The organism is Fictibacillus nanhaiensis (assembly GCF_042686385.1).
Classification (GTDB): Bacteria; Bacillota; Bacilli; order Bacillales; family Fictibacillaceae; genus Fictibacillus; species Fictibacillus nanhaiensis.
The window spans coordinates 1,995,641-2,010,396 of sequence record NZ_JBHUPF010000006.1 but is presented as its reverse complement, the minus strand read 5'-3'; the positions used below and the strand labels follow the sequence as shown (position 1 = coordinate 2,010,396).

Sequence of the window (14,756 nt, the reverse complement as noted above, 5' to 3'; positions counted from 1 at the left end):
AAAAAGCGGCTTTAACGTTTTTAGGACTTTGCCCAATCGTTAAAACCGCCTCTAGTTTTCTAGTCAGCGAGCTATTTAATTCTGACCTTCTCGTTTTTTTCGAGTTGAATTACTTTTCCATCTTGTACGATTAATGTGATCGATCCAAATTTGATACTGCTCAGCATTTGTTTAAGCTGAGGAAGAAAATCGTTTGCACTCTTTTCGTTCGCCACTCCACTGCCTCCCTTTCTAACATTCTATCTTTAAAAGGCTTTTTTCTAAAAATGTCGTTTGGTCATTTTTGTTTTGTCTTCATTGACAAGTTGATTGGAGCGCAAGATGCGAGACTCCTGGGGGATCAGCGGGACAGGTGAGACACCTAAGGACACAAAGTGTCGAGGTGGCTCACCGCACGCCCCCCGGAAAGCGAGCATTCTGGAGCGGAAATCAACTACTCTCAAGAGCAACAAAAAAACCTTCCCATTTCGGAAAGATAGTGGAGGTAAACGTATTACCTTATCTTCCAAAATGTAAAAACATTCTGCTGGAGTTAGCACCTTACGATTGCAGGTTGCCGGGTTTCATCGGGCCAGATCCCTTCACCACTCTTGATAAGAGTTTAAATTTTATAAAATCATATCATATCTGAAATGGATATCAAGACCTATTTTTTCATTTTTCTATTTTTACAAAAAATTTAAACAAACAGTTGACTTTTTATCTTTTAGGATCATATAGTATTAACTAAAATTTAATCCGTATCGCTGATCGGTAAACCGAAGGCTCTTAACATCACTTGTTAAGGGCCTTTTTATTTTGAGGAGGAAGAATATGAAAAAGTTAATCGTATTGGCTCTAATTGGTCTTGTTGCACAGTTGATTGATGGTTCACTAGGTATGGCTTATGGCGTTACATCTACATCATTGCTCTTAGTAGCGGGAATTGCTCCTGCAGCTGCATCTGCATCAGTACATCTTGCTGAAGTCGTAACCACTGCGGCATCCGGCGCTTCTCATATTAAGTTCGGAAACGTTGACCGGCAAGTCGTTCTTCGTCTAATCCTCCCCGGCTCTATAGGAGCTTTTGTAGGTGCTTGTTTTTTAAGTAACCTGCCTGGAGATGTTGTTAAACCATATATCTCTATCTTTTTAATTATCCTTGGGATTTATATCTTATATCGTTTTTTGTTCAAACTTGGAGAGAAGAAACAAACAGCGAATGGTAAACCTTTTACAAAGAAACAACTTATTCCACTTGGATTATTAGCAGGTTTTTTAGATGCTACAGGTGGTGGAGGCTGGGGCCCAGTCACTACTCCGGTCCTAATGGCAAAACAAGATCTAACAACCAGAAAAGTGATCGGTTCTGTCGATACGAGCGAATTTGCAGTAGCTGTTTCTGCTTCACTCGGTTTCTTTATCGCCCTTGGTTGGGAACAAGTTGAATGGCTTTGGGTCGGAGCTTTAATGATTGGAGGAGTGATTGCGGCTCCCATTGCCGCGTGGCTTGTCCGTCTTATACCCTCACACATACTAGGGGTCTTAGTCGGAGGGCTCATCATTATTACCAACACAAGAACGCTTCTTCACACTCTTGGAGTGCCACATAACATGTTGTTCTCGATCTACTTTGTACTTGCTGCTTTTTGGGCGGTTGGAGTTATCTATGCGGTCAAAATCAATCCTGAAAATAAAAATCCGAAATTTTTAAAAAATTCTGTTGACTATTGATTATGAGCTATGTATTATAAATCTTAATTCAATATTCAAATCTTCTTATCCAGAGAGGCTGAGGGACTGACCCTATGAAGCCCGGCAACCAGCGGAAACGCATGGTGCTAATTTCAGCAGAACAATCATTGTTCTGAAAGATGAGACTTCGATCGGGTGAAATCATCGGGACCTCTTCTTTTGGAAGAGGTCTTTTTTTCTGGGATAAGTTGAAACTGAATGAGATTGAATATAAAAATATTAACGTTGAGGAGAGATTTCAAAATGACTGATCAAAATTCAAAAAGACAGTACGGGTTTGAAACGATTTCATTACACGAGGGTCAAAAAGTAGATCCTACTACAGGAGCTCGCGCTGTTCCGATCTACCAGACCACTTCTTATCAGTTCAATTCAACAGAGCACGCAGCAAACTTATTTGCCCTAAAAGAATTCGGTAACATCTACACACGTTTGATGAACCCGACGCAAGACGCTTTTGAGCAGACTATCGCAAAGCTTGAAGGCGGTGTTGGAGCACTTGCTCTTGCTTCCGGTCAGGCTGCGATTACGAATGCCATATTTAATATTGCAGGCTCTGGTGATGAAATCGTTGCTTCTACCTCTCTGTATGGTGGAACGTATAATCTGTTCTCTGTCACTCTCCCTAAGCTCGGTATTCATACACAATTCGCTGAGATTGATAACCTTCAATCGTTTAAAGATGCTATAACTGAAAAAACAAAAGCCGTTTACATCGAGACCATCGGCAATCCAAAAATCGATGTTGCAGATATTCAAGCCATTGCTGATATCGCACATGACGCAGGGGTTCCTCTTATAGTGGATAATACGTTGGCAACTCCTTACCTTTGTCGTCCGATCGAGCATGGAGCAGATATCGTCGTCCACTCTGCAACAAAATTCATCGGAGGACATGGCACTTCAGTCGGTGGAGTAATCATTGATTCTGGAAAATTTGATTGGAGCAATGGTAAATTTCCAGGTTTAACTGAACCAGACCCAAGTTATAAAGGTATTGTGTATACGGATGCATTTGGTCCCCTTGCTTATATATTAAAAGCACGTGTTCAGCTGCTTCGAGATCTAGGGTCCTCCATCGCACCTTTCAACTCATTTTTATTTATTCAAGGACTAGAAACACTTGCACTACGAATAGAACGTCATGTTGAAAACACCGTAAAAATTGCGAAATTCTTACAGGATCACCCTTCTGTTGATTGGGTAAATTACGCCGGACTTCCAAGCAGCCCTTATTATGAGCTTGCTCAAAAATACTTGCCTAAAGGAGCGGGAGCCATTTTAACATTCGGTGTTAAGGGTGGTGTTGAAGAAGGCAAAAAGTTAATCGAAAATGTGAGTATCTTCTCCCACCTCGCAAATGTTGGAGACTCAAAATCATTGATCATCCATCCAGCCAGCACGACCCATCAACAACTATCAGAAGAAGAACAAAGAAAATCTGGCGTGAGTCCAGAATTAATTCGTCTCTCAATCGGTATTGAAACCGTAGACGATCTTATCTATGATTTAGATCACGCATTAAAAGCAATCTCTCTTTCTCCTACAGGATTGTAAAATATACACGTAGGCTGTTCAAAGAATTTCTTTGAACAGCTTTTTTGTTGCAAGGACATTTCTTCTGTTTACAGCGAGCATCTAAAAGGGATACCAACTACTCTTAAAAGCATTAATTGAAACGAAAAATTGCTTTGTAATAAATCAGTTTCTACTTACAAATACTAAAGGTATTAAATTTTAGAATGAGGGCTCATAATGTTTACCACTATAAGAGTGATTGTTTTGATGTTCTTATGTCATATTCTTTTTCTCACGCCTAAAGTAGATGCAGGTGTTGTAAATCGTTTCGAAGTTGAGAAATATGGAGATGTGATCTGGGAAGTCCCTTCAAAGAAGAAACAAGTTGCCATCACTTTTGACGATGGACCAGACCCCGTATATACTTCCCAGATCCTAGATGTTCTTAAAAAGGAAGGCGTTCATGCTACATTCTTTCTTATTGGAAGACGGGTTGAAAAGTACCCAGAGATTGTTAAAAGAGAACTAAAAGAAGGACATGAAATTGGCAACCATACGTATAATCATCCAAGTTTCCACACAATTTCAAGGCATAAAGTAGTAGTGGAAACAAGAAAGACAGAGCATCTTCTAGATCCTGGTCATCATTCAGATTACATAAAATTGTTTCGACCTCCAGGTGGGACGGTTACAGAGAACAGTTTAAAAGTCTTGAAAAAAGAGGGATATAAGGTTATCCTCTGGTCCTGGCATCAAGATCCACGTGATTGGACTAATCCAGGATCTGAAAGGATCGCTAGACATATCCTAACAAATTTGAAAAACGGAGATATTATTCTTTTGCATGATTCTGGAGGTAACCGAAGTCAAACCGTTGCTGCATTAAAGATCATCCTTCCTAGATTAAAAGAAATGGGTTATGAAATCGTAACAGTTGATGAACTATTAAAAATGCACCCCCGATACAATGAGTTTCATGGTACTGAAATGAAGAAGAAAGAAGAAGTACCATCATTAATTGAATAAGTAATGAAAAGAACAATTTATTAAATGAATTGTTCTTTTCTATTTTAATAATTTCGCTCCTCCCTTTTATCAAACGCTTGGCAACTATTCGTTTTTAACGATAAATAAAAGCGCTTGCATTTTATAATCACTGTACTATAATACTTGTATACAAGTATACTCGTTCTACAAAAGGAGGTTATTACGTTGAACGATACTAATGATTTTCTTTATCCTGAAAAGTGGCTTTCAAAAGCTTCAACTGGAGAACGTGTCGCATGTGAGTTGAGAATGAGGATTATTTCTGGACTAATTGAAAGCGGTACCACTCTGTCTGAAAATAAATTAGCTGCTGAATATCATGTAAGCCGCTCTCCTATAAGGGAGGCACTTAAGGTTCTATCAAATGAAAACCTAATCCGGTTAGAGCGTATGGGTGCAGTTGTGGTCGGATTAACAGAAAAAGAAATAGAAGAAATTTATGATGTTCGACTACTTATTGAGACATTTGTGTTTGAACGACTTGTTAAAAACGACACGACTCAAGTGGTGAGAGAACTCACAAAAATTTTAGAGATGATGCAGATCGCAATTAAGTACAAAGACGCTGACGAGTTTGCTCTTCAAGATGTCTTGTTTCATGAAACAATCATTCGTTCAATTGATCATTCTTACATCACGATGATTTGGAACAATACAAAACCTGTTATGGAAAGCTTCATCTTATTATCGATGCGCATGCATTTTAACGAAAAATACGATGACCTTTCTCGAATCATGAAGAACCATGAACTCTACATTGATGCGATCTCTTCTAAAAATAGAGAGATCATGATTCAATCGCTTCATCAAAATTTTGATGATGTTCAAGGAAAAGTAGATGATTTATGGATGTCACAACAAATGCTATCAAAAGCACGGGAGCAAGAAAAGGAGTAGATCAATGACGGATATCGACGGTACACAACATAGAAAAAGCTATATGATAGGAGTCGACATCGGAACTACGAGTACAAAAGCAGTTTTGTTTAACGAAAAAGGTAAAGTTCTTTCACAGGAAAACATCGGGTATCCACTTCACACACCTGACATTTCGACTGCGGTACAAGACCCAGAGGAAATCTTTCAGACGGTTTTGCAAACCCTTACAAATGTAATCAAACGCTCTTCAATTCCATCTAGCGCTATCTCGTTCATTTCTTTTAGCTCTGCGATGCACAGCGTGATTGCAATGGATGAAGACGATCAACCGTTAACACCTTGCATCACTTGGGCAGATAACCGCAGTGAAGCTTGGGCACGGAAAATTAAAACGCAATGTAACGGACATGAGATCTATAAGCGAACAGGTACTCCTATCCATCCAATGAGTCCACTAAGTAAAATCGCTTGGATTGTAAATGATCAGCCTGAAATCGCAGCAAGAGCAAAAAAATATATAGGAATTAAAGAGTTCATCTTCCATCGCTTATTCAATGAATATGTTGTCGATCATTCTCTTGCTTCAGCCATGGGGATCATGAATTTGCAAAACCTGGAATGGGATGAAGAAGCTTTACGTGTTGCTGGGATTAATCGTGACCAACTATCTACCTTAGTTCCAACGACAACGATCTTCAATCATTGTCAATTGGATATTGCAAAACAGATAGGAATTGATCCGAAAACACCATTTATTATTGGAGCAAGCGATGGTGTGTTATCAAACCTAGGTGTTGATGCGATTGGTAAGGGTGAGATTGCTGTAACCATTGGTACGAGCGGAGCTATTCGTACAATCATAGATAAGCCACAAACAGATGAAAAAGGCAGAATTTTTTGTTATGCCTTAACAGAGAATCATTGGGTCATCGGTGGGCCAGTAAACAACGGCGGTGTTGTCCTGCGCTGGATTCGGGATGAATTTGCTGCTTCAGAACTTGAAACAGCAAAGCGATTAGGAATCGATCCATATGAAATCCTTACAAAGATAGCCGAACGAGTTCGACCAGGTGCTGATGGTCTATTGTTTCATCCCTACCTCGCTGGTGAACGTGCTCCACTTTGGAATTCAGATGTAAGAGGCTCATTCTTCGGTCTAACGTTGTCTCATAAAAAAGAACATATGATCAGAGCTGCACTCGAAGGCGTAATTTATAACCTTTATACCGTGTATCTGGCATTGATCGAATGTATGGATGAACCTGTAACCCGTATTCAAGCGACTGGTGGCTTTGCTCGATCCGAAACATGGCGTCAGATGATGTCGGACATTTTTGATACAGAGTTAGCGGTTCCCGAAGTTTACGAAAGTTCTTGCTTAGGAGCATGTATTCTAGGGTTGTATGCAACTGGAAGAATAGAATCGTTCGAAGCAGCTTCAGACATGATTGGGAGCACCTACACTCATACTCCAAATGAAGAAGCGGTAAAAGAATATAGAGAATTGTTACCCATCTTTATTAGTCTATCTAGAAAACTAGAAGAAGATTATTCACGTATTGCAGCGTATCAAAGAAGTTTGATTCATAGAGAAAATGAATATCAGGGGGATTTATCATGCCATTATTTATCGTAGCTTGTGGAATTTTAGCATTGTTAGTATTAATCATGTATTTCAAGTTAAACACATTCATTTCTTTGATCATCGTATCATTCGGAGTTGCATTAGCATTAGGTATGCCACTTGGAGAAATCGTAAAATCCATTGAAGCAGGTCTTGGTGGAACGCTCGGTCATTTGGCGTTAATTTTCGGTCTAGGTGCCATGCTAGGTAAACTGATCGCTGATGCTGGTGGTGCTCAACGAATTGCCATTACACTTATCGAGAAGTTCGGTGAAAAGAAAATTCAATGGGCGATTGTTGTTGCTTCATTTATTATTGGTATCGCTTTATTCTTTGAAGTAGGTCTTGTATTGTTAATTCCAATCGTATTTGCCATTTCAAAACAATTACGTGTTTCCATTCTTTATTTAGGTATTCCAATGGTAGCCGCTCTTTCTGTAACGCACGGATTCTTACCTCCTCACCCAGGTCCAACGGTAATTGCAGGAGAATATGGTGCGAATATTGGTGAGGTTTTACTTTATGGATTTATCATTGCGATTCCAACTGTTATTCTAGCTGGACCCGTGTTTACGAAAATTGCAAAAAAGATTGTACCAGATTCATTTAACAAAACAGGAAATATTGCTTCATTAGGCGAACAAAAAGTATTTAAATTAGAAGATACACCTTCTTTTGGTATCTCAGTGTTTACAGCGATGCTTCCAGTCATTTTGATGTCGATTGCTACGGTGATCACACTTATTCAAAACACGATGGGGATCGATGACTCAAAGACATTCGAAGTCATCCGTTTTGTTGGTGACGCTTCTACTTCTATGTTGATCTCATTACTAGTAGCTGTTTACACGATGGGATTAGCAAGAAAAATTCCAATTACAACGGTTATGGATTCATGTACGACAGCTATCACACATATCGGAATGATGCTTTTAATTATTGGTGGAGGCGGAGCCTTCAAACAAGTATTGATCAACGGTGGTGTTGGTGATTATGTAGCTGAACTGTTTAAAGATACAACATTTTCTCCAATCTTGTTAGCTTGGATCATTGCAGCCATCCTTCGAATCTCGTTAGGATCTGCGACGGTTGCTGCATTAACAACAGCAGGACTAGTGATTCCGCTATTAGGTCAGACCGATGTTAATCTTGCGTTAGTCGTTCTAGCTACCGGTGCTGGTAGTTTAATAGCATCACACGTGAACGATGCAGGCTTCTGGATGTTCAAAGAATATTTTGGTTTAAGTATGAAAGAAACCTTTGCTACTTGGACATTATTAGAAACCATTATCTCAGTTGCTGGATTAGGATTTATCTTGCTATTAAGCTTGTTTGTATAAAAAAAAGATCCCTATCGACTTAATATCGATAGGGTTTTTTTTGTAGTTTCTTATCATTTTAAGCTAACTGAATATTAAATTCCTTTAAAAGATCTTTAAACGCTGGCCGTTCATTCCCATCTCTTCCGTTAACATGTGAAGCTGTTACAAGCGAGTTTAAGACGGCTTCCTCTGTTGCTTCACCAACTGCTCTAAAGGCAAGATCTAAATCTTCTTCATGTATCGTCGGAATGCTAGTAATATGCTTTGGTTTAAAATGAGGAATCTTTGTTGCTGTTGAAAAACCAATCACCACTTCCCCACTTCCGTGAGTAATGAATGAACCTGTTCTTGATAACCCCACTACTGACCTTTTAATGATTCTGTTCAACTGTCTTTCGGAAACCGGAAGATCGGTTGCAACAATAATCATAATAGATCCTTTGTCTTTTTCTTCCCACGATTTTAGTAAAGCTTCCTTTAGTTCTTTTCCGATCGCTCTTCCGTTTATTTGCAAGTCACTTAATATTCCAAAGTTTGATAAAACTAGTACGCCAATCGTATACATCTGCTCGTCGATTGAAAAACACCTCGAAGACGTTCCGATGCCACCTTTTAACGAATAACAAAGCATACCTGCTCCAGCTCCCACACTGCCTTCTATTACTTGCTTCCCTGCATTTTGAAGTGCTTCTACTACATGATGTTTCTCTATGAATTGGGCTCTTACATCATTTAATAACATGTCATTGCATTCCCCAATAATAGGATTTACCGTTCCAGTTGTTCTTCCGATCTCAGGGTTTCGTTCTAACATATATGCAATTAATGCATCAAAAGCCGTGCCGATACTCAATGTGTTCGTAAGTATAATAGGCGTTTCTAACACACCTAGTTCTTTCATCTGGATGGTTCCCATCGTTTTTCCGAATCCATTGATCACATAACTTGAAGCGATCAGTTTCTCCATAAATGTATTTCCTTCATGAGGAATGATAGCAGTAACCCCTGTTTGACAATTTCCTTCGCTTAATGTCACGTGTCCTACTGAAACACCTTCTACATCTGTAATTGAGTTATTCATTCCGGTGTCAAGCTTCCCGATTTTCACACCAAAATCTCGAATTCTTTTTTGCTGCATGTATGTAACACCTCTCTATGTATTAGGTGAAATCTCTTTTTTGCATATGTTCTTCATAAGTTGCTATCTTTTTGCGCAACATATCATCAATATCTATTAATACTTGTATTTGGTTCTGAACATGATCTTGATGATTCTTTAACAAACTCAACCTCTTTTGACTAGTGTGATCTCCTTGTAAGAATAATGAAGCATATTCTTTAATCTGAGCAAGCGGCATTTTAGTTTCTTTGAGTTTTATGACAAACCGCAGCCATTGCAAATGAGATTCTGAATAACGTCGATCTCCATTCTCTGTTCGTTCAGGAGTTATAATCTTTTCTTTTTCATAAAATCGCAGTGTATGCGTCGTTACGTTAAGAAGCTTTGCAACTTCTCCAATGGAATACATGTTCAATCACCCCAACTGTTATCGAGTTCCTTGACTTAGAGTTTACTCTAATCAGTATAATAAAACACAAGAACAATTACCAAAACATTTATTTAAGGAGTGAGATGAATGAAATACACCGTCATTACAGGAGCAAGCTCTGGTATTGGATATGAAACGGCACTTGCATTTGCCGCTAGAGGTAAGAATTTAATAATTGCAGCTCGAAGAACAGAGGAATTAGAGCAACTGAAATCAAACGTTCTCTCTCAGTATCCAGAATTGGATGTTGTGGTTCAAACCGTTGATCTTTCTATACTATCGAATGCACATGATTTCTACGAAAGTCTTAAGCAATATGAAATTGAAACCTGGATCAACAATGCAGGCTTTGGAAACTTTGCTTCGGTCGGAGAACAAAACTTAGATAAGATCGAAACGATGCTTCACTTAAATATTGAAGCATTAACCGTTCTTTCTTCACTATACGTTAGAGATTATGCAAATGTTGAAGGAACACAGCTTATCAACATATCTTCTGGTGGAGGCTACACGATTGTTGCGGATGCTGTAACATATTGCGCATCCAAATTTTATGTGAGTGCCTTTACAGAAGGACTCGCACAGGAATTAAAAAGTAAAGGACATGCCATGCAAGCAAAAGTATTGGCCCCGGCTGCTACTGAGACAGAATTTGCGAAGCGTTCCATGGATCTTGAGAACTTTCAATACGAAGGAACCGTTCCAAAATTTCATACAAGTAAAGAGATGGCTGAATTCTTACTGAATTTATACGATAGTGAAAAAGTAGTTGGTATCGTTGATGGAGAGACTTATGAGTTCTATCTAAAAGACCCGATTTATCCTTATGTAGAAAGAAGCAGAAAATAAAAGTCAACTAAATAAAAGAAAACAGTCCCATAGCGAGTAATGGGGCTGTTTCCTTTTTAATAAAGAAAAGTTTATTTTTCACCGTTTGTCAGTTTCAGAACTTTTAATCCTGTTCCCATGTCGGAAGCATAAACGTAATTACCTGCTACATCAACTCCCCAGATGTTTGATTTTTCAGGGATATATTTACCGAGCTCTACAGGTTTACTAGGATCTGTAATATCTACAGAACGTACTCCCCCTCCATAATGGGAAAGGTACAATGTATTGCCATGTACTTTCGGATCGTGAACGGTGTTGGCAAACGTTACGCCATACTGAACATCGTCAACTAGCTCTGTTTTAAACTCACTTAATAGCTTTGGATTTGTTTTATCCTTAATATCAAAAATACGAGTATATCCGTAAGACTGTTCATAGCCGGCTTTTGTAGGGTTATATACTTCGCGGGTTTCAATTAAGACATTCCCCCCTTTAGCAAGAGCGGCTGAGTGAGCAGATCCTTGCTGTGTGGCACTAAACGTGGTTCTTCCCATATAGGTTGGTTTTTTTGGATTTTCCAAATCTAATACGATTGTACCTAGGTCCCAGAAAGACAGATAAGCGGTTTTACCGTTTACATCAGCCATGGTACTGTGGTTGAATACAGCGCGCTGCTTTCCATTCAAATCTGTCCAGTTATAGCCGTCAAAGTTTTCTTGCACTTCTGGTAAGTCGCGAGGATCGAATTGATAAATCGTTTGTGGAGATGATGGATTCGTCACATCAACAATTTGGAAGTCCTTTTGCTCTCCATGTGTATAGTAATCAGCGTATGGATTTGCAGTCAATACATAAGGTTTTCCACCCTGTTCGGTCAAATATAGTTCATGTGTTCCAGTAACTCGCTTATCCAGCGCCCAAAAACCTAGTTTTTTAGGTTGATAAGGTTCCGTTACATCATACAGTAGAAAACCTCCAACAGAGTTTTCTGCTTTTCGGTTAAGTTGCTGAACGGAAACAACAGCTAAGTCACCTTGAAAGTGTTCCGTACTAACTCGTTTTACGATTACTTTTTCTTGCCATGTTCCTGGAATATCATCTGCGAAAGCTGCCACTTCTTTAGGATTTGCTGGGTCTTTTACATCCCAAACACGAACACCACCTTCACCACCGCTTTTCGTATGTGTTCCTGTATAAGCGAAACCTTTATGTACATAAACATCTGCTGTATTATTTTGTTTACCGTTTTTCTCTTTAATTTGAACAGCAGCAACTTCTTTCCAGTTAAAACTTTGTGACCCTTGTATGGTTGATTCAATCGCCTCATATCCAGGCCCGGTTCCTTTTTCAATAATGTCAGATCCTAATTCATCATGAGCCAAAACAAATGAGCCAAGACTCCCAATACTTAAAGCCGTTGCAAGACTTAGACTTAACACAAATTTTCTGTTCATATGTACCTCCTATTGTTTTTAGTACGCTACCAAACTAAATTATCGCAAAATTCGTTTTATTAACATAGAGTCTTAGGAAGGATTTTACAATTGCTTGTTATATGATTTTTCTAATTATAAAGTTTCAGTTTAAGTCTTTAATAATAAGTCTCAAAGTACTAGATGGATTGTACTAGCGTGATCGTAATATAGAAGGCAAGGAACCAAATAATAAGAGCTGATAGTTTATTCACGACTATTATTATTCTTCCACTTGTGTCTATCTTTCCGACTAATCTACCAGCTAGTGCTAATCCAATAAACCATAGCCATGAAACGAGGATGCATGAAAAGGTAAAAACAAGCTTGTCAGATCCCGTATAAGCAATAGAACTGATGCCAATTACGCCAATTGTATCTAAGATCGCGTGCGGATTTAATAATGACACAGAGGCTGAAAATAGGATCTGTTGTTTTGGCCGCATGATTGAATACGAGGTATCGGCATTGGGATTGGTTTTGCTAGACCAGATCGACCAGCCCATATACAATAAAAATAGTACACCGGCACCCATAAAGAATAGTTTTACGGTTTTAAAGGTTAGTATGATTGCAGATATGCCCGCTACAGCTAGTAAGATTAAAATCGTGTCACAAATAATTGCCGTAATAATGGCAGGAAGACTTCTCCAGAAAGAGGGTTGCTGAGCTCCCTGATTAAAAATGAAAACATTCTGTACGCCTAACGGTAAAATCAGACCAAAAGCTAATAAAGCGCCGTGCAAAAAGGCATCCAAGAATAATCAACTCCTTATGAATTGGAGGTTGTGATATGTATACCAGTGAAATAAGAAAAAAAAATCATGATCGTAAAAATGTGAATACTACCTTGAGCCACTCCTTATACACTGAAATCAAGGCATTAGCTAAGAAGCTTGATCGACCAGCGAATGAATTAATTGAAGAAGGTATGGTTCATGTGCTGAATCAGTATAAGAAGAACAATAATTGAAACACGAAAACGCACCGGAATGGTCCTGTGCGTTTTTTGATTTCGACTTAAAACTCAATAAATTGGATAAAAAGAATAGTGTAGTTTAAAACGCTCTATTGGGATGTGACACATGTGAACCCTTATTATGATATTATCATTCGATCTGTAGTTGCCTTTTTATCTATATTCCTTGCTGCACGGATATTGGGAAAACAAACCGTATCTAGAATGACGATTTTTGACCTTATCGCAGTTGTTACACTCGGTTCTGTTACTGCGAACTTAGCATTTGCTCTAGAAGTAAAAGCCCGTTACATCTTTCTTGTGTTATTGATTTTTGTTCTTTTAATCTATCTCTCAGCCTTCCTTTCTTTAAAGAGTAAACGAGCTCGAAAGTATGTAGCTGGAGATCCAACAGTAGTGATCGAGAACGGCAAAATATTAGAACATAACATGAAAAAAATGCGTTATACGCTAGATTATTTAAATCAACAGCTTCGGCAGAAAGATATCTTTTCAATCGATGATGTTGATTATGCACTCGTTGAAAATAATGGCCTTCTCTCTGTTAAGAAAAAAGAAGAACTTCTCACTGTCACACGTAAAGATTTACATATCGTAAAAGAAGATGTGAAGCTCCCTATAGAGTTGATGATGGATGGAGAGATTCTACTGAACAATTTAAAAGAAAATAACATCTCTAAAGAGTGGCTACTAATAGAGCTGAGGAAACGGGATCTTACAGTTGAAAGTGTCGTATACGCATTACTTACTAGTAGCAATAAACTTTATATAGACACACAAGACGATAGATTAGATTCGCCTTTGGATGTAGAGTAAGAAGTCTTGTATCGAAACAAATTTTTTTATTGCTTAGACATGTCAATTATTCGTATAGGATTTCCTGAATCATCTGTGAAAATTGCGTATCGTCCAGGCGGAATATCACAAGGCTCTTTTACAAAATTTAGAGTACTTTGATTTGATGTGAAATACGCATCCACGTTATCTACCAAAAACACGCTTCCTGGACCAAACTCACGTTCGATTTTGTCGTCTTCTAAAAGGATTTGAGTATCAGTGTTCGCTTTAAATGATACGGTATGATTCCCTTCTCTCCAAGCTTCTTCCATTCCTAAAATATCCCGGTAAAAAGCAACAGCACTTTTCATATCTTTAACTGGTTGAGAATGAAAAACTAATTTCATAATTAAGTTCCTCCTATACCATATTTTTACACATAAATGATTTACGTAAATCGTAAGTCATTTACGCTCGCCTGTCAATATGCTATATTCTAAACATGAAATCAAATATTCCGATTCCCGGTTCTGCGAGGGAGAAAATTTTACAAGAAGCCATTAAAGTTTTTGGTACACACGGATATGAAAAAGTGAATGTTCAACATTTGGCTCAAAATATAGGGGTAACAACGGGGGCTTTATACCATCACTTTGGAAACAAATTAGAATTGTATAAAGTTGTTCGTGAGGAGATCGAAAGGAGAATTACGAGTAGAATGGAGGCTGCTTCTGAAGTCCATGAAGATTCCCTCGAATCTCTAAAGTCATCTATGATTATTGGATTTAATGCCGCTGTTAAGCTAAATGTTTGTACACTATTAAGCGAACCAGACTTTAGTTTAAATGAAGATCTTGTTGCTAAACTTTTTCATGAAATACTAAATGAAAATATACCAGGTATTGAAGTGCTTCTCTCTTCACTTTGGCGAGCGGCGTTAAAAAACGTTTCAAATGGTATGTCTCCTGCCGAAGCTAAAAATGCTTTGATCTGGTTACTTGATAAAATGTAAGGTGTCTTCCA

The 14,756-nt window shown here is 38.4% G+C and carries 16 protein-coding genes and 2 riboswitches; of the genes, 10 read left to right on the top strand and 6 right to left on the bottom strand.

The window, feature by feature from the left end:
- Nucleotides 1–71: 71 nt before the first annotated feature.
- On the bottom strand, nucleotides 72–215 hold the full coding sequence (locus ACFS5O_RS13985) for a YezD family protein (protein WP_318300216.1): 144 nt from the start codon (nucleotides 213–215) through the stop codon (nucleotides 72–74).
- Nucleotides 216–495: 280 nt separating this feature from the next.
- A riboswitch (SAM riboswitch) is annotated at nucleotides 496–600 on the bottom strand.
- 213 nt (nucleotides 601–813) lie between these two features.
- Here ACFS5O_RS13985 and ACFS5O_RS13980 point away from each other — a divergent pair.
- The 6 genes from ACFS5O_RS13980 (at nucleotide 814) to ACFS5O_RS13955 (ending at nucleotide 8,142) form a co-directional block, all read left to right on the top strand.
- Nucleotides 814–1,713: a sulfite exporter TauE/SafE family protein gene (locus ACFS5O_RS13980; RefSeq protein WP_205726325.1), complete on the top strand. Its 900-nt coding sequence runs from the start codon at nucleotides 814–816 to the stop codon at nucleotides 1,711–1,713.
- 42 nt (nucleotides 1,714–1,755) lie between these two features.
- A riboswitch (SAM riboswitch) is annotated at nucleotides 1,756–1,860 on the top strand.
- A 117-nt stretch (nucleotides 1,861–1,977) separates the two neighbouring features.
- Nucleotides 1,978–3,291: a homocysteine synthase gene (locus ACFS5O_RS13975; RefSeq protein WP_205726326.1), complete on the top strand. Its 1,314-nt coding sequence runs from the start codon at nucleotides 1,978–1,980 to the stop codon at nucleotides 3,289–3,291.
- A 198-nt stretch (nucleotides 3,292–3,489) separates the two neighbouring features.
- On the top strand, nucleotides 3,490–4,278 hold the full coding sequence (locus ACFS5O_RS13970) for a polysaccharide deacetylase family protein (RefSeq protein WP_205726327.1): 789 nt from the start codon (nucleotides 3,490–3,492) through the stop codon (nucleotides 4,276–4,278).
- A 186-nt stretch (nucleotides 4,279–4,464) separates the two neighbouring features.
- Entirely contained in the window at nucleotides 4,465–5,196 is a 732-nt protein-coding gene (locus tag ACFS5O_RS13965) for a GntR family transcriptional regulator (RefSeq protein WP_205726328.1), read from the top strand.
- Between the two features lie 43 nt (nucleotides 5,197–5,239).
- Nucleotides 5,240–6,814: a gluconokinase gene (gntK, locus tag ACFS5O_RS13960; protein WP_205727280.1), complete on the top strand. Its 1,575-nt coding sequence runs from the start codon at nucleotides 5,240–5,242 to the stop codon at nucleotides 6,812–6,814.
- The gene (locus ACFS5O_RS13955) at nucleotides 6,796–8,142 is read left to right on the top strand and encodes a GntP family permease (RefSeq protein WP_205726329.1); all 1,347 of its coding nucleotides are present in this window, start codon (nucleotides 6,796–6,798) and stop codon (nucleotides 8,140–8,142) included. Before gntK ends, ACFS5O_RS13955 begins: the two co-directional genes overlap by 19 nt.
- 58 nt (nucleotides 8,143–8,200) lie before the next feature.
- Here the strand turns inward: ACFS5O_RS13955 and ACFS5O_RS13950 are convergent, their stop codons facing one another.
- Both ACFS5O_RS13950 and ACFS5O_RS13945 read right to left on the bottom strand, forming a co-directional pair.
- On the bottom strand, nucleotides 8,201–9,262 hold the full coding sequence (locus ACFS5O_RS13950) for a DmpA family aminopeptidase (RefSeq protein ID WP_205726330.1): 1,062 nt from the start codon (nucleotides 9,260–9,262) through the stop codon (nucleotides 8,201–8,203).
- 22 nt (nucleotides 9,263–9,284) lie between these two features.
- Nucleotides 9,285–9,653, bottom strand: a complete 369-nt coding sequence (locus tag ACFS5O_RS13945) for a MerR family transcriptional regulator (RefSeq protein WP_205726331.1) — start codon at nucleotides 9,651–9,653, stop codon at nucleotides 9,285–9,287.
- 108 nt (nucleotides 9,654–9,761) lie between these two features.
- Here ACFS5O_RS13945 and ACFS5O_RS13940 point away from each other — a divergent pair, with 108 nt between their 5' ends.
- Entirely contained in the window at nucleotides 9,762–10,523 is a 762-nt protein-coding gene (locus ACFS5O_RS13940) for an SDR family NAD(P)-dependent oxidoreductase (protein WP_205726332.1), read from the top strand.
- A 71-nt stretch (nucleotides 10,524–10,594) separates the two neighbouring features.
- Here the strand turns inward: ACFS5O_RS13940 and ACFS5O_RS13935 are convergent, their stop codons facing one another.
- Both ACFS5O_RS13935 and ACFS5O_RS13930 read right to left on the bottom strand, forming a co-directional pair.
- On the bottom strand, nucleotides 10,595–11,959 hold the full coding sequence (locus tag ACFS5O_RS13935; protein ID WP_205726333.1) for an LVIVD repeat-containing protein: 1,365 nt from the start codon (nucleotides 11,957–11,959) through the stop codon (nucleotides 10,595–10,597).
- Nucleotides 11,960–12,117: 158 nt separating this feature from the next.
- Nucleotides 12,118–12,735: a LysE/ArgO family amino acid transporter gene (locus tag ACFS5O_RS13930; RefSeq protein ID WP_205726334.1), complete on the bottom strand. Its 618-nt coding sequence runs from the start codon at nucleotides 12,733–12,735 to the stop codon at nucleotides 12,118–12,120.
- Between the two features lie 35 nt (nucleotides 12,736–12,770).
- Between ACFS5O_RS13930 and ACFS5O_RS13925 the strand changes: the two genes are divergently transcribed.
- Both ACFS5O_RS13925 and ACFS5O_RS13920 read left to right on the top strand, forming a co-directional pair.
- On the top strand, nucleotides 12,771–12,950 hold the full coding sequence (locus ACFS5O_RS13925) for a hypothetical protein (RefSeq protein WP_205726335.1): 180 nt from the start codon (nucleotides 12,771–12,773) through the stop codon (nucleotides 12,948–12,950).
- Between the two features lie 114 nt (nucleotides 12,951–13,064).
- The gene (locus tag ACFS5O_RS13920; protein WP_205726336.1) at nucleotides 13,065–13,772 is read left to right on the top strand and encodes a DUF421 domain-containing protein; all 708 of its coding nucleotides are present in this window, start codon (nucleotides 13,065–13,067) and stop codon (nucleotides 13,770–13,772) included.
- A gap of 26 nt (nucleotides 13,773–13,798) precedes the next feature.
- Here ACFS5O_RS13920 and ACFS5O_RS13915 read toward each other — a convergent pair whose 3' ends face one another.
- Nucleotides 13,799–14,140 (bottom strand): VOC family protein, encoded by a 342-nt coding sequence (locus tag ACFS5O_RS13915; protein WP_205726337.1) that lies wholly within the window; start codon nucleotides 14,138–14,140, stop codon nucleotides 13,799–13,801.
- 95 nt (nucleotides 14,141–14,235) lie between these two features.
- On the opposite strand from ACFS5O_RS13915, the gene ACFS5O_RS13910 reads away from it, so the two are divergent.
- The gene (locus ACFS5O_RS13910) at nucleotides 14,236–14,745 is read left to right on the top strand and encodes a TetR/AcrR family transcriptional regulator (protein ID WP_205726338.1); all 510 of its coding nucleotides are present in this window, start codon (nucleotides 14,236–14,238) and stop codon (nucleotides 14,743–14,745) included.
- Nucleotides 14,746–14,756 lie beyond the last annotated feature (11 nt).

Coding starts and splice junctions, on each gene's coding strand:
- ACFS5O_RS13980 (WP_205726325.1), top strand. CDS start 814: ATGAAAAAGTTAATCGTATTGGCTCTAATTGGTCTTGTTGCACAGTTG.
- ACFS5O_RS13975 (WP_205726326.1), top strand. CDS start 1,978: ATGACTGATCAAAATTCAAAAAGACAGTACGGGTTTGAAACGATTTCA.
- ACFS5O_RS13970 (WP_205726327.1), top strand. CDS start 3,490: ATGTTTACCACTATAAGAGTGATTGTTTTGATGTTCTTATGTCATATT.
- gntK (WP_205727280.1), top strand. CDS start 5,240: ATGATAGGAGTCGACATCGGAACTACGAGTACAAAAGCAGTTTTGTTT.
- ACFS5O_RS13955 (WP_205726329.1), top strand. CDS start 6,796: ATGCCATTATTTATCGTAGCTTGTGGAATTTTAGCATTGTTAGTATTA.
- ACFS5O_RS13950 (WP_205726330.1), bottom strand. CDS start 9,262: ATGCAGCAAAAAAGAATTCGAGATTTTGGTGTGAAAATCGGGAAGCTT.
- ACFS5O_RS13945 (WP_205726331.1), bottom strand. CDS start 9,653: ATGTATTCCATTGGAGAAGTTGCAAAGCTTCTTAACGTAACGACGCAT.
- ACFS5O_RS13940 (WP_205726332.1), top strand. CDS start 9,762: ATGAAATACACCGTCATTACAGGAGCAAGCTCTGGTATTGGATATGAA.
- ACFS5O_RS13935 (WP_205726333.1), bottom strand. CDS start 11,959: ATGAACAGAAAATTTGTGTTAAGTCTAAGTCTTGCAACGGCTTTAAGT.
- ACFS5O_RS13925 (WP_205726335.1), top strand. CDS start 12,771: ATGTATACCAGTGAAATAAGAAAAAAAAATCATGATCGTAAAAATGTG.
- ACFS5O_RS13915 (WP_205726337.1), bottom strand. CDS start 14,140: ATGAAATTAGTTTTTCATTCTCAACCAGTTAAAGATATGAAAAGTGCT.
- ACFS5O_RS13910 (WP_205726338.1), top strand. CDS start 14,236: ATGAAATCAAATATTCCGATTCCCGGTTCTGCGAGGGAGAAAATTTTA.